Consider the following 13,299-nt stretch of genomic DNA (forward strand, 5'->3'; position numbering starts at 1 on the left):
GGGAATTAATGGGCTGACCATTCGATGGTGCTGAGATCCACGCCCTGCTTATGCATCTCCCACAGCGGTGAGAGCTCGCGCAGGCGGCCGATGGATTTACGCACCAGATCGATGGCGTAATCGACCTCTTCTTCCGTGGTAAAGCGCCCCAGAGAGAAGCGGATGGAGCTGTGCGCCAGCTCATCGTTCAGCCCCAGTGCGCGCAGCACATAGGACGGCTCCAGACTGGCTGAGGTACAGGCCGACCCGGAAGATACGGCCAGATCCTTCAGCGCCATGATCAGGGATTCCCCTTCAACAAAGTTAAAGCTGACGTTCAGGATGTTCGGCGCCCCCTGCTCCAGAGAGCCGTTCAGATACACCTCTTCGATGTCTTTCAGCCCGTTCCACAGGCGATCGCGCAGGGCGCGCAGACGCGGAACCTCGGTCGGCATCTCTTCCTTGGCGATACGGTAGGCTTCGCCCATCCCAACGATCTGGTGTACCGGCAGGGTCCCGGAGCGCATACCGCGCTCATGGCCGCCGCCGTGCATCTGTGCTTCGATACGCACGCGCGGTTTACGGCGAACGTACAGGGCGCCGATGCCCTTCGGACCATAGATTTTATGGCCGGAGAACGACATCAGATCGACCTTCAGTTTGCTCAGATCAATCGGCAGTTTGCCCACGCTCTGGGTGGCATCCACGTGGAAAATAATGCCACGCGCGCGGCACATCTCGCCGATGGTCTCAATATCCTGAATGATACCGATTTCGTTATTCACATGCATGATGGAGACCAGGATCGTATCGTCACGCATCGCCGCTTCCAGGGCCTTCAGGTCGATCAGACCATTGGGCTGCGGTGCCATATAGGTCACCTCAAAGCCTTCGCGCTCCAGCTGACGGCAGGTATCCAGCACCGCCTTGTGCTCGGTCTTACAGGTAATGATGTGCTTGCCTTTCTTCTGATAGAAGTTGGCGGCGCCTTTGATGGCCAGGTTATCGGCCTCGGTCGCACCGGAGGTAAACACGATCTCGCGCGGATCGGCGCCCACCAGCTCAGCGATGTTATTGCGCGCAACGTCTACCGCCTCTTCAGCCTGCCAGCCAAAGCGGTGGGAGCGGGAAGCTGGGTTACCGAATGTACCGTCCAGCGTCAGATACTGCATCATCTTCTCAGCCACGCGCGGATCGGCCGGCGTCGTTGCGGAGTAGTCCATATAAATCGGTAATTTCATTCTATTGCTCCGTACATCACTTCCAAAAATGATTTGCCTACGGGTGATAATTCAACGCCGTGCCCGCGCTTAGGCGCGCAGGTTCACGTTAATCGTATCCTGACGCCCGGCCGCGACAACGCTGCGCCGTGCATCGATATCCTGTCGGTCAGCCACATCCATGACTTCCTGGTTATTGACCAGCTCCGCCAGCGAAATATTGTTTAGAAAGCCGCTGATACGCTCGCTGAGATCGCGCCACAGCGCGTGGGTCAGGCAGCGGGTTCCTCCCTGGCAGCCCTCTTTTCCCTGGCAGCGGGTGGCGTCCACCGACTCATCCACGGCGGTGATCACCGCGCCGATGGCAATCTCGCTGGCCTCTTTCCCTAGCAGGTAACCGCCGCCGGGACCGCGTACGCTGGCCACCAGACCATTTTTGCGCAGGCGAGAAAACAGCTGCTCCAGATAAGAGAGCGAGATCCCCTGGCGTTCAGAAATATCCGCCAGCGGTACCGGCCCTTCCTGGGAGTGAAGCGCCACATCGAGCATGGCTGTTACGGCATAGCGCCCTTTGGATGTCAGTCTCATGGCTAATAGTCCCTTTGGGAAAAAGAGTGAAACACGCGGTGTTGCTCAACGGTTTCATCCTCTCATTCCTGACTATTTCAGTCAACTATTTATCCTACTATTTTAGTCAGGTATTATCCCGTTGTCGACGCCGCCCATCCGCGAGAAACGCGCGACAATCTCGGCCAGCGTCCGCGCAAAAATACCCGTGCATTCTACTATGATATAGCCGCTGTCGCAGTTAACTTTCGTGCCGTTCTGCGTCGCACTTATCAATTGAGGCCAGTATCCCGCGCAGGATATTCAGCTCCTGTGCCTCCGGACGAGCGCGGGTGAACAGGCGGCGCAGGCGGTTCATGACCTGGCCCGGATTCTTCTCGCGGATAAAGCCGGTGTGGTGCAGCGTCTGCTCCAGATGGGCATAAAAGCGCTCCAGATCGTCCGCCAGCGGATAGGCTGCCTCCTCTACCGCCGGCGCCTTGGCCGCCTGGCGATCCAGATGCGCGACGCGGATTTCATAGCTGAGGATCTGCACCGCCATCGCCAGATTCAGCGAGGTGTACTCCGGGTTAGCCGGGATCTGCACGTGGTAATGGCACTTCTGCAGCTCATCGTTGGTCAGCCCGACGCGCTCACGGCCAAATACGATAGCGACGGGCGCATGCTCCGACTCCATGGCGCTGCGCTGGCCGCATTCGCGCGGCTCCAGCATCGGCCACGGCAGCGAGCGCGAACGGGCGCTGGTGCCCACCACCAGGCTACAGCCGGCGATCGCGTCATCGAAACTGTCCACGATGGTCGCGTTGCCGATCACGTCGCTGGCGCCGGCTGACAGGGCAATGGCCTGTGAGTCGGGGCGTACCAGCGGGTTCACCAGATACAGGTTGGTCAGTCCCATGGTCTTCATGGCGCGGGCGGTTGACCCCATGTTGCCGGTGTGGGAGGTTTCCACCAGCACGATGCGAATATTGTCCAGCATGCTTACTCATTACACGGTTGAATTGATTCTGCGATTTTACCATAAGGCGCTATTAATGGTTTCTATTGATTTATTCGCCGCCGAGCGATTCCACAGCCAATTGATATAAAACACTATTTATCGCCATGGCCAACGGATATAAAAACGGCATGGTTGTTTGCCGCACGCTTTGCTATACTCTACGCCGTCTAAATTTCCCGTTCTTTAACATCTAGTGGAAGATTCCCATGCATCCGATGCTGAACATCGCCGTGCGCGCCGCGCGCAAGGCTGGTAACCTGATTGCCAAAAGTTACGAAACGCCCGACTCAGTAGAAGCCAGCCAGAAAGGCAGCAATGATTTTGTGACCAACGTCGATCGCGATGCTGAACACCTGATCATCGAGACCATCCGCAAGTCTTACCCCAAGCACACTATTATCAGCGAAGAGTGCGGTGAGCTGCTGGGTGAAGATCACGAGATCCAATGGGTAATCGATCCGCTGGATGGCACCACCAACTTCATCAAGCGTCTGCCGCACTTCGCGGTGTCTATCGCCGTACGCATCAAGGGCCGCACCGAAGTCGCCGTCGTCTATGATCCGATGCGCAACGAGCTGTATACCGCCACCCGTGGTCAGGGCGCGCAGCTCAACGGCTACCGCCTGCGCACCGGCGTCGCCAAAGATCTGGATGGCACCATCCTGGCCACCGGCTTCCCGTTCAAGATGAAGCATCACGCCACTACCTACATCAAGATGGTCGATAAGCTGTTTACCCAGTGCGCCGACTTCCGTCGCACCGGCTCTGCCGCGCTGGATCTGGCCTACGTCGCCGCCGGCCGCGTGGACGGTTTCTTTGAAATCGGCCTGAAGCCGTGGGACTTCGCCGCCGGTGAGCTGCTGGTGCGCGAAGCGGGCGGTCTGGTTACCGACTTTGTTGGCGGCCATGGCTACCTGGCCAGCGGTAACGTCGTCGCCGGTAACCCGCGCGTCGTCAAGTCGCTGCTGGGCGCCCTGCGTGACGAACTGAGCGATGCGCTGAAGCGCTAATCGCCCGCCCGAAAGGGCACCGATGCGTATTATCCAACGCCCTGCCGGAGCCCCCGCGCAGGGCGTTTTGCTTTTTTACGCCCACCGTCGTACGGAAACCCCGCGAGGACGCCCCTCCGAGGTCGTCGAGCTTTGCTATGCTTAGACGATGCCCTTTCGTTCGCCTCTGCGGCGAGCCGCCTCGCGGGGGCGTACCCTATGCCGGTTTCGTCGATCTTCGCCCGGGGGGAAACACACATGCAGAACGATGTCCCGCTGCCGCCACCGCACTCCCGCGCGGAGCGACACTGTAATCTGGCTCTACTGCTGCTGCTGCCAACGGCGCCGCTGACGATGGCGCGTCTGTGTAAGCTACAGCAGCAAACGCCCGATGAGGCCGAGCAGGATCTGAATCATCTGGTCAACGACATCATGCGTTATCACGCCCTGCATATCAGCTTCCACCCGCGCCATGGCTATCGCCTTCAAGGCCCAGCCTATGAGTGGCGGCTGTGCCTGCTGCACTGGCTACAGCGTACGCTGCGCTACTTCCCGGCCAACGCAGCGCGTCTGCTATCCCCTGCCCTGCCCCCGGCCTTTCCCCGACAGACGCTCTGCGAACGCCTGCTGCAAAGCGTCCCGCGCCTGGAATCCCAGGCGATTCCGGCATCCGCGGCCTTTACGCCGCGCCAGCGGCAGCTGATCGACATCATGATGCGGTACGCCGCCGTACAGCGCCGCGGCGGCCGATCGGATTCACTCATGCCCTGCTGGCTGCTGCCCTACCGCCGCCGCTGGCTGCAGCAAAAAGAGGAGTATGCCGTTGCCGAAGCACTATGCCGCATCTACATCGGCGACGCGCCGGCGGACGTCCTGGATCAGGAGCGGCTATTCGCGACGCTGCTGTTAACCCTGCTCAAGAATCACAGCCACAGCCCGCGGGAGAATGCGCAGGACAGCGCCCTCATGCACGAGATTGAACGCTGCGTCGACTGCGTCGAGCGCGACAGCGATGTGCGACTTTCCCAGCGCGAAAGGCTGTGCGCCCGCCTGTTCGCCCACCTTGGCGCCGCCATTGAGCGCGCGCTGTTCGACATCCGTATCGGCACGCCGCTGGCGGCGGAGCTGGCGTCTCATCACCCCGCGTTACTGGCGCTCACCCGCCGTGCCATCGCCGGACTGGAGCAGCGCTACCGTATCCGCTTCTCCCCCGAGGAGCTAAGCCTGATCGCCGTCAGCATCGGCGCCTGGCTGATGCAGGCCGGTCGCCTACAGGAGCAACCGACGTAAAAAAGCCCGCGCGCGGCGGGCTCGGTAAGGCTAACGACCTGTCAGGCATAGACCGGCAGGCGTTCACAGATAGCCAATACCTTCTGCTTGGTATCGGCGATCGTGGCCTCATCATGGATATTATCCAGCACGTCGCACATCCATCCCGCCAGCTCGCGGGACTCCGCCTCTTTAAAGCCACGGCGTGTGATAGCCGGGGTGCCGACGCGAATACCGGAGGTCACGAACGGGCTCTGCGGATCGTTGGGCACGCTGTTTTTATTCACCGTAATATTGGCGCGCCCCAGCGCGGCATCGGCCTCTTTACCGGTGATCTGCTTATCGACCAGATCCAGCAGGAACAGATGGTTTTCCGTGCCGCCGGACACGACTTTATAGCCACGCTGCAGGAAGACGTCGACCATCGCCTTGGCATTCTTGGCCACCTGCTGCTGGTAACGGGTAAACTCGGGCTCCATCGCCTCTTTCAGCGCGACCGCCTTGGCTGCGATCACGTGCATCAGCGGCCCCCCCTGCGCCCCCGGGAACACGGCGGAGTTCAGCTTTTTGTACAGAGCCTCATCCAACCCCTTGGCCAGGATCAGGCCGCCGCGCGGACCGGCCAGGGTCTTATGGGTGGTGGTGGTCACGACGTGAGCATGGGGAACCGGATTGGGATAAACCCCGGCAGCGACCAGACCCGCCACGTGCGCCATATCCACAAACAGGTAGGCACCGATGCTATCGGCGATCTCACGCATACGCGCCCAGTCCACTACGCCGGAATAGGCCGAGAAACCGCCGATGATCATCTTCGGACGGTGCTGCTGCGCCTGCGCCGCCAGATCGTCATAGTCGATACGGCCATGCGCGTCGATGCCGTAAGGCACCACGTTATACAGCTTACCGGAAAAGTTAACCGGAGAGCCGTGCGTCAGGTGGCCGCCGTGCGCCAGATTCATGCCCAGCACCGTATCACCCGGCTGCAGCAGCGCAGTATAGACGGCGAAATTGGCCTGAGAACCTGAGTGGGGCTGTACGTTAGCGTAGTCGGCGCCAAACAGCGCCTTGGCGCGATCAATCGCCAGCTGCTCAACCTGATCCACATACTGGCAGCCGCCGTAATAGCGCTTGCCCGGGTAGCCTTCGGCATATTTATTGGTCAGCTGGGAGCCCTGCGCCTGCATAACCCGCGGGCTGGTGTAGTTTTCCGAGGCAATCAGCTCAATATGCTGCTCCTGACGCGTCACTTCCTGCTGCATTGCCTGCCACAGCTCGGCATCATAATCGGCAATGTTCATCTCACGCTTTAACATCCGCTTCTCCTGACTCAGCTAACCGGTTTTGAGTAAATCTGGCCCTCACAGCCAATACATCCCACCCCAACGGGCAATCGTCACAGTGTAATATGTTTTTAGCTTGTTACAAACACCTTGCCCCATCTTTTACGCAATCGTTTGGCACTCCGTGGCGCAAGGCCTTGGCCAGATAGACACCTTGTTGCATTTTTGTGCGCGCAGCGATAGGCGTGCATAAAAAAACACCATTACCGTAACGCCAATGAGGCGCATCGGCAATTATTGATTTACAGCGCCGCCGAAAAGCCTTAAGTTGCATTTAAAATACAACTTAACTAACCACGCCCAGGAGCGCCCATGCTGGACACACAAACCATCGCTATCGTCAAATCCACCCTACCGCTACTGCAGCAATATGGCCCGGGGCTGACCGCCCATTTCTACCAGCGCATGTTCCGCCATAATCCAGAGCTGAAGTCTCTCTTCAATATGAGCAACCAACGCAGCGGCGATCAGCGCGAGGCGCTGTTTAACGCCATCTGCGCCTATGCCGCCCACATTGATACCCCCGCCGCGCTGCTCAATGCGGTGGAGCGTATCGCGCACAAGCACGTCAGCGTCGGTATTCAGCCATCGCAGTATGCCATCGTGGGTCATCATCTGCTCAAAACCCTGGAGGAGCTGTTCAACCCCGGCAGCGATGTGCTGGACGCCTGGGGAAGCGCCTACGACGCGCTGGCGCAGCTGTTTATTGCGCGGGAGGCCCAGCTGTATCAGGGACACGTCGGGCAGCCCGGCGGCTGGGCGCATCAGCGCGCGTTTACGATCGCTGAAAAGCGGGCGGAGAGCGACCTGATCACCCGCTTCACGCTGGTACCGCAGGATGGCGCCCCGATCGCCGACTTCCTCCCGGGGCAATATCTGAGCGTATATGTGCGCCATCCCAGCCTCCCACGTCAGGCCATCCGCCAGTATTCACTGACCCATGCCCCCAACGGCACGCATTACCGTATCGCCGTCAAACGAGAGCCTCAGGGCGCCGTCTCCCGCTACCTGCACGACGTCGCCGTCGCGGGCGATACGCTGCACCTCTCAGCCCCCAGCGGCGAGTTTACCCTAGAGACGACGCCGGAGACGCCGCTGGCGCTGATCTCGGCGGGCGTCGGTGTGACCCCGCTGCTCAGCATGTTGGATACCCTGAGCCGCCGCGGACAGCGCGCCCCGCTGTACTGGCTGCACGCCGCCGACAGCGACCCCGTGCGCGCCTTTGGCGAGGAGAGCGAGCGTCTGCTGGCCGCGATCCCCCAGCACCAGGCCCATCTGTGGCTGCGCCACGGCGAACCTGCGCAGCCGGTCCGCGCCCACCACCATCGCGGTACGATGGATCTCGACGTCGTGGGCGAAGGGCTGCGCGATCCGCGCATGCAGTTCTATTTCTGTGGACCGGTGGGCTTTATGCAACGGGTGGCGCAGCAGCTGCTGGCGCAGGGCGTTGACGCAGAACGACTGCACTATGAGTGCTTCGGCCCACACAAAATTCTGTGAGCCCGTCGTCCCGGCCATCTTCGCGCCGGGAACGTCGCCGCGCGATGCCGCCGTAGGCATCGGTAGTGCGAGGAGAGATAAAACGAAAAACCCCGGTTCATTTCTGAACCGGGGCTTAGAATGTTGGCGGAACGGACGGGACTCGAACCCGCGACCCCCTGCGTGACAGGCAGGTATTCTAACCAACTGAACTACCGCTCCGCGTTGTTCCCGCTGGGGGGAACGAGGCGCATATTACGGTCAGCGCTCGGCGGCGTCAACCCTTTTTCACCGCAAAACCATCATTCGTACATATTTTATACTTTGTGATGATTTTTCAGCAAATTTTACCGTTTAGCTACGCCACAGGCAGCTGCCGCCCTTCTTTTGAACCAGATCCAAGCGCTGTTCATGGGCCGCCAACTCCGCCTCACTGGCATACACGACCCGTAGCCCTTTAGCACCGCGCACCACCCGACGAATCTCCGACGCCTGCGACTGAGAGGTGCCATCGCCGTCGCTGGAAAACGCCAGCGATGTCTGGCCGCCGGTCATGATCAGGTAGACGTCGGCCAGGATCTGGGCATCCAGCAGCGCCCCGTGCAGCGTACGTTTGCTGTTGTCTATCTCATAGCGGTTGCACAGCGCATCCAGGCTGTTCCTTTTGCCCGGAAACAGGCGACGCGCCATCACCAGGCTATCGGTGATGGTACAGAATGTCTCCGTCTTGGGCAGATCGCGCCCCAGCTTGGCGAACTCATAGTCCATAAAGCCGATATCGAACGGCGCGTTATGGATCACCAGCTCCGCGCCGCGGATAAACGCGAGAAACTCGTCGGCGACCTCGGCAAAGCTGGGCTTATCCAGCAAAAAGTCATCGCTGATGCCGTGTACCGTAAACGCCTCGGGATCCACCAGGCGATCCGGCTTCAGGTAAACGTGAAAATTACGACCGGTCAGGCGACGGTTAACCACTTCAACGGCGCCGATTTCAATGATGCGATGCCCCTCATAGTGGGCACCCACCTGATTCATACCGGTAGTTTCCGTATCGAGGACGATTTGGCGGGCGATAGGGGTATTCATTTTACTGTGCTCATCGTGTCACTTTATGTCAGACTCACGGTTTTGATCAGAGAGTAGTCTACCAGAGATGTTAAAGCAGGTTGAGATTTTCACCGATGGTTCCTGCCTGGGTAACCCGGGCCCGGGCGGCTATGGCGCCATTCTGCGCTACCGTCAGCATGAAAAGGCGCTCAGCGCCGGCTATCGGCTGACCACCAACAACCGCATGGAGCTGATGGCGGCGATCGTCGCCCTAGAGACGCTGACCAGCGCCTGTCAGGTCACGCTGTTCAGCGATAGCCAGTATGTCCGTCAGGGCATCACCCAGTGGATCCACGGCTGGAAACGACGCGGCTGGAAAACGGCGGATAAAAAACCGGTGAAAAACGTCGATCTGTGGCAGCGACTGGATCAGGCCATCGGCCCGCATCAGGTGGAGTGGATCTGGATCAAAGGCCACGCCGGCCACCCAGAGAACGAGCGCTGCGATGAGCTGGCGCGCAGCGCCGCCGGGGCACCGAGCCTGGAGGACAGCGGCTACAATCCCGAGTAACCGCGCCATCGGGGGCCACTAAGCCGATCGTCGCAGGATCTTCGCCGCGCCGCCCAGCGCGCGGCGGATCCCGTGATGTGCCCGCAGAACGCGCTGCGGCGTTAAGGTCAGCGGAACCGTGCGCTTACGCGCCACGATCAGCATCAGACACCCCATCGCCGGAAAGTGGCGGCTCAGCAGAGAGACGCAGGGCTGATGCCAAGGCAGCACCTGAAAACGTGACGCCGCCAGCACCTCGTAGTTCAGCAGGTTCAGCCAGTCGATGAGCCGCCCCATACTGAACATACGGCTGTTGTAGGGCACCCGGCGGCGCAGTCCGGGCACCAGTCTCCCCATCCCCAGCAGGCTCAGCGGACTAAAGCCGCTGATGATAAGCCAACCGTCATCCACCAGTACCCGATCGACCTCGCGCAGCACCCGGTGCGGATCGCGGGAGTAGCCCAGGGTGTGAGCCAGCAGGCAGGCATCCACCGACTTCGCGGCAAACGGTAGATGCGCAGGATCGGCGATCACCTGTAAATGCTCTCCCTCCGGCGCCACACTCACCTGATGTGATATGGTACAGCGGTCCGTTGCCAGATCGGTACTCAGCGCCCCCAGCTTCAGCAAATGGTAGCCAAATAGCTTGGGCCACCACGGCGTTAAACGCAGCTCCAGCGCGGCCCGGTAGTGGACTCCCCACGGGATTTGCCGCCAGGTAAAAGGCGCGTTCAGCGTGCGCTTGCTCAGTGCCGGTTTCATCGTCACCTCTGACTTTGGAGTAGATAACATCATGGATCTTATCGGTCTTCCTGCCCTACAGGATAACTACATCTGGCTGCTAATCAATCCGCAGCATCAATGTCTGATCGTCGATCCCGGCGTTGCTGCGCCGGTTTTACACTATTTGACAGAGAATAGGATAACCCCTAAAGCCATCCTGCTAACGCACCATCATAATGACCACATTGGCGGCGTTGCAGAAATAGTCCAGGCCTACCCTGAACTGCCGGTTTACGGCCCGGCAGAAACGCAGGGACTGGGAAGTACCCAGATCGTGGCCGACGGCGATACGTTCTCCCTGCTAGGGTGCCAGATTTCGGTCATGGCCCTGCCGGGACATACGCTGGGCCATGTGGGCTATTACAGCGCCCCTTACCTGTTTTGCGGCGATACGCTCTTTTCCGCCGGCTGCGGCCGCCTGTTTGAGGGCAGCGCGCAGCAAATGTTTGACTCGCTACAGCGCATTATGCAACTTCCTGATAACACGCTGGTGTGCTGCGCGCACGAATATACCGAGTCAAATCTGCGATTTGCACGGCATGTCTTACCCCAAAACAGGGCAATAGAAACATATCAGCAACACGTAGCGACGTTGCGGGCAAAACAGCAACCTACGGTGCCTTCAACGCTACGGATTGAGCGGGAAATAAATCCATTCTTACGCTGTTATGATGATGATTTGCAAAGGAATGTAGGTTTTCCTACGCAACCTAATGAGATTTGGCGAGTTTTTGCCTGTCTACGCGACATGAAAGACAGCTTTTAAAGCTTTTTCTTGTGTTGTGCGGCCAAGCAACGTATTATTGCTCGTCTTTTAATCACCAGTGACACACACATGAAGGCTAAAGCGATTATCTTCGCCTCCGTGTTGTTGGCTGGCTGTCATGGGGCCTCCCAATCACAGCCGGAGCAATATGCACAGAGTTTGTCTTCTGTCAGTCGAAGTGAAGCAGGACAGCCCTCGGACGCACGAGCGACCTCCGCGCGATGGTTAAGCGACAGTAATACCCTCGCGCAGGATGACTTATGGGGCTTCATTAGTGACGACATGAAGATAAAGGTTCCGGACAATGCCCGGATCCGCGAGCAACGAAACAAGTATTTACGCAATAAGAGCTATCTCCACGATGTAACATTACGGGCAGAGCCGTACATGTACTGGATTGTCGAGCAGATTAAGAAACGTAATATGCCGATGGAACTGGTACTGCTACCCATAGTGGAGAGCGCTTTTAATCCGCATGCAACGTCATCGGCCAACGCCGCAGGGCTATGGCAGATCGTGCCTCAAACGGGTCGTAACTACGGATTGAAACAGAACCAGTGGTATGACGGACGCCGGGATATCGCCGCCTCGACAACGGCTGCGCTGGATATGATGCAGCGCATGAACAAGATGTTCGACGGTGACTGGCTGCTGACTCTGGCTGCATTCAACAGCGGCGAAGGGCGCGTCATGCAGGCGATCAAGGCCAACAAGCGCAAAGGGCGTCCGACCGACTATTGGTCTCTCTCCCTACCGCGTGAGACGGCGCTGTACGTGCCGAAGGTGCTGGCGCTGAGCGATATCATTAAGCATAACCAGCGCTACGGTATCAAGCTGCCTAAGTCGAGCCAGGAGCGGGCGCTAGCGCGCGTTGACGTCGGTCAGCAGATGCAGCTCAGCCAGGCTGCCGAGATGGCTGGGATGTCGCTGACTAAGCTGAAGTCGTTCAACCCAGGCTATAAGCGCAACGTTACCGCGCCTAGCGGTCACGGTCCGCGCTATATCATGGTGCCTCAGGCTCACGTTGATCGGCTGAAGGATTCGTTGGCAGAACGTGAAATTGCCGCGATCCAGCCGGATACCGAGCTGGCGAACAATCGCAGCGCGTCAACCTACCGGGTGCGCAGCGGCGATACGGTGTCTGGCATCGCCCGTCGCCTAAACATGACGCAGAAAACGCTGCTGAGCATGAATAATATGGGCAGCCGCAGTACCCTGAAGGCCGGGCAGACGCTGAAGGTCGCCACGGACGCGAAAGGCACTGCGCTGGCGGACAATACCATCACCTATAAGGTGCGGAAAGGGGACTCACTCTCCAGCATTGCACGCCGCCACGGCGTCGACATCGATGATGTTATGCGCTGGAACAGCAAAGTGAACAACCCGGGTCAGATCCAGCCGGGCGATCTGCTCACCCTGTACGTGAGGGATAAGCAGGACGGCAACAGCTGACGCCACTAACAGCAATAAAAAAGCGCCTTTTCGGCGCTTTTTTATTGCACGGTACGGAGGTCGATCACTCGGGACGAAACTCAACCAGCAGCGGATTATGATCTGAGGCCTGAGTCACCAGTACCGATGCCTCCACAACGCCTAAACCACGATAAAAAACAAAATCTAAAGGACGCCCAAAGGCCGTACGGCGATGATCGTTCGTGAAGTGGACCTCACGTAGCTCCATACCGCTGGCAAAGCGCCTCAGGGCATTCAGACGGCGATTACTCCAGGCATTGAAATCCCCCGCCATGATCACCGGCCCCTTATGTAGGGCAATCTGCTCCCCTATCGGATCCAGCTGCTTGCTGTAGACCTCAACGCCTAGGCTAAAGTTGACCGCATGAATATTCACCACCATCAGCAGGCGCCCGTCAAACAGCGGATATACCGTCACCAGCGCTGATTTCGCCAGACGGATCAGCGGCTCCTTCTCCCGCAGCGGACAGCAGTAGATCGGGTGTGCCGCGGCCAGCGTCATCACGCCGGAGGGATGCTGGGGCAGCGAGAAGGCCGGAACCTGATCGGCCGTCAGATAGTGACTGGTGGCAAAGCGCACCAGCTCGGGGGTGGTTTGCGCCTCCTGCAGTAGCACCAGCTGTGAACGGCGACCATACTCCTTTAGCACCGACAGCCAATCGGCGCGCTGCTGCTTGAAAATATTCCAGACCATGATCCGCAGGGCATCATCCGTCGGCAGCGCCTGGGTCATCGCAGGCTGACTCAGCGCGTCGGTAGACCCGGGAAAAATACGCGTCGCCGGCATCCCCGCCGTATAGCGCATGGCAAAGTTCTTTTTGCGCACGTTTACCG

Annotated in this window: 13 protein-coding genes and 1 tRNA gene; 6 read left to right on the top strand and 8 right to left on the bottom strand. The window is 59.2% G+C overall.

All coding sequences use genetic code 11. The annotated features are described in order from the left end of the window. Window positions 1-5 precede the first annotated feature (5 nt). From L1P05_RS13490 to trmJ, 3 genes are all read right to left on the bottom strand, one after another. Window positions 6-1,220 (bottom strand): IscS subfamily cysteine desulfurase, encoded by a 1,215-nt coding sequence (locus tag L1P05_RS13490; RefSeq protein WP_012849639.1) that lies wholly within the window; start codon window positions 1,218-1,220, stop codon window positions 6-8. A gap of 69 nt (window positions 1,221-1,289) precedes the next feature. After that, window positions 1,290-1,787: a Fe-S cluster assembly transcriptional regulator IscR gene (gene iscR / locus L1P05_RS13495; protein WP_012849640.1), complete on the bottom strand. Its 498-nt coding sequence runs from the start codon at window positions 1,785-1,787 to the stop codon at window positions 1,290-1,292. Window positions 1,788-2,007: 220 nt separating this feature from the next. Continuing rightward, window positions 2,008-2,745: a tRNA (cytosine(32)/uridine(32)-2'-O)-methyltransferase TrmJ gene (gene trmJ, locus L1P05_RS13500; protein WP_012849642.1), complete on the bottom strand. Its 738-nt coding sequence runs from the start codon at window positions 2,743-2,745 to the stop codon at window positions 2,008-2,010. Between the two features lie 227 nt (window positions 2,746-2,972). Between trmJ and suhB the strand changes: the two genes are divergently transcribed. Then, window positions 2,973-3,776, top strand: coding sequence for an inositol-1-monophosphatase (gene suhB, locus L1P05_RS13505; RefSeq protein ID WP_012849643.1), 804 nt, complete (start codon window positions 2,973-2,975; stop codon window positions 3,774-3,776). Between the two features lie 237 nt (window positions 3,777-4,013). Further along, window positions 4,014-5,045, top strand: a complete 1,032-nt coding sequence (locus tag L1P05_RS13510) for a PRD domain-containing protein (RefSeq protein ID WP_012849644.1) — start codon at window positions 4,014-4,016, stop codon at window positions 5,043-5,045. Window positions 5,046-5,086: 41 nt separating this feature from the next. Here L1P05_RS13510 and glyA read toward each other — a convergent pair whose 3' ends face one another. Next, the gene (glyA, locus tag L1P05_RS13515) at window positions 5,087-6,340 is read right to left on the bottom strand and encodes a serine hydroxymethyltransferase (RefSeq protein WP_012849645.1); all 1,254 of its coding nucleotides are present in this window, start codon (window positions 6,338-6,340) and stop codon (window positions 5,087-5,089) included. 339 nt (window positions 6,341-6,679) lie between these two features. On the opposite strand from glyA, the gene hmpA reads away from it, so the two are divergent. Then, window positions 6,680-7,867: an NO-inducible flavohemoprotein gene (gene hmpA, locus L1P05_RS13520; protein ID WP_012849646.1), complete on the top strand. Its 1,188-nt coding sequence runs from the start codon at window positions 6,680-6,682 to the stop codon at window positions 7,865-7,867. Window positions 7,868-7,991: 124 nt separating this feature from the next. Here hmpA and L1P05_RS13525 read toward each other — a convergent pair. After that, window positions 7,992-8,068 (bottom strand) — tRNA-Asp (locus L1P05_RS13525). Between the two features lie 132 nt (window positions 8,069-8,200). Beyond that, entirely contained in the window at window positions 8,201-8,932 is a 732-nt protein-coding gene (gene dnaQ, locus L1P05_RS13530) for a DNA polymerase III subunit epsilon (protein ID WP_012849647.1), read from the bottom strand. A gap of 67 nt (window positions 8,933-8,999) precedes the next feature. On the opposite strand from dnaQ, the gene rnhA reads away from it, so the two are divergent. Then, a complete protein-coding gene (gene rnhA, locus L1P05_RS13535; RefSeq protein ID WP_012849648.1) occupies window positions 9,000-9,464 on the top strand; it encodes a ribonuclease HI in 465 nt (154 codons plus the stop codon). A gap of 18 nt (window positions 9,465-9,482) precedes the next feature. On the opposite strand, the gene L1P05_RS13540 is transcribed toward rnhA, so the two are convergent. Then, window positions 9,483-10,205, bottom strand: coding sequence for a class I SAM-dependent methyltransferase (locus L1P05_RS13540; protein WP_012849649.1), 723 nt, complete (start codon window positions 10,203-10,205; stop codon window positions 9,483-9,485). Window positions 10,206-10,236: 31 nt separating this feature from the next. On the opposite strand from L1P05_RS13540, the gene gloB reads away from it, so the two are divergent. Both gloB and mltD read left to right on the top strand, forming a co-directional pair. After that, a complete protein-coding gene (gene gloB / locus L1P05_RS13545) occupies window positions 10,237-10,992 on the top strand; it encodes a hydroxyacylglutathione hydrolase (protein WP_012849650.1) in 756 nt (251 codons plus the stop codon). 69 nt (window positions 10,993-11,061) lie between these two features. Beyond that, complete coding sequence (mltD, locus tag L1P05_RS13550) at window positions 11,062-12,444, top strand: murein transglycosylase D (protein WP_034165997.1); 1,383 nt, start codon at window positions 11,062-11,064, stop codon at window positions 12,442-12,444. 64 nt (window positions 12,445-12,508) lie between these two features. Here mltD and L1P05_RS13555 read toward each other — a convergent pair whose 3' ends face one another. Continuing rightward, window positions 12,509-13,270, bottom strand: coding sequence for an endonuclease/exonuclease/phosphatase family protein (locus L1P05_RS13555; protein WP_015462221.1), 762 nt, complete (start codon window positions 13,268-13,270; stop codon window positions 12,509-12,511). Between the last annotated feature and the right edge of the window lie 29 nt (window positions 13,271-13,299).

The organism is Edwardsiella piscicida (assembly GCF_021733145.1).
Classification (GTDB): domain Bacteria; phylum Pseudomonadota; class Gammaproteobacteria; order Enterobacterales; family Enterobacteriaceae; genus Edwardsiella; species Edwardsiella piscicida.

Coding starts and splice junctions, on each gene's coding strand:
- L1P05_RS13490 (WP_012849639.1), bottom strand. CDS start 1,220: ATGAAATTACCGATTTATATGGACTACTCCGCAACGACGCCGGCCGAT.
- iscR (WP_012849640.1), bottom strand. CDS start 1,787: ATGAGACTGACATCCAAAGGGCGCTATGCCGTAACAGCCATGCTCGAT.
- trmJ (WP_012849642.1), bottom strand. CDS start 2,745: ATGCTGGACAATATTCGCATCGTGCTGGTGGAAACCTCCCACACCGGC.
- suhB (WP_012849643.1), top strand. CDS start 2,973: ATGCATCCGATGCTGAACATCGCCGTGCGCGCCGCGCGCAAGGCTGGT.
- L1P05_RS13510 (WP_012849644.1), top strand. CDS start 4,014: ATGCAGAACGATGTCCCGCTGCCGCCACCGCACTCCCGCGCGGAGCGA.
- glyA (WP_012849645.1), bottom strand. CDS start 6,340: ATGTTAAAGCGTGAGATGAACATTGCCGATTATGATGCCGAGCTGTGG.
- hmpA (WP_012849646.1), top strand. CDS start 6,680: ATGCTGGACACACAAACCATCGCTATCGTCAAATCCACCCTACCGCTA.
- dnaQ (WP_012849647.1), bottom strand. CDS start 8,932: ATGAATACCCCTATCGCCCGCCAAATCGTCCTCGATACGGAAACTACC.
- rnhA (WP_012849648.1), top strand. CDS start 9,000: ATGTTAAAGCAGGTTGAGATTTTCACCGATGGTTCCTGCCTGGGTAAC.
- L1P05_RS13540 (WP_012849649.1), bottom strand. CDS start 10,205: ATGAAACCGGCACTGAGCAAGCGCACGCTGAACGCGCCTTTTACCTGG.
- gloB (WP_012849650.1), top strand. CDS start 10,237: ATGGATCTTATCGGTCTTCCTGCCCTACAGGATAACTACATCTGGCTG.
- mltD (WP_034165997.1), top strand. CDS start 11,062: ATGAAGGCTAAAGCGATTATCTTCGCCTCCGTGTTGTTGGCTGGCTGT.
- L1P05_RS13555 (WP_015462221.1), bottom strand. CDS start 13,270: ATGCGCTATACGGCGGGGATGCCGGCGACGCGTATTTTTCCCGGGTCT.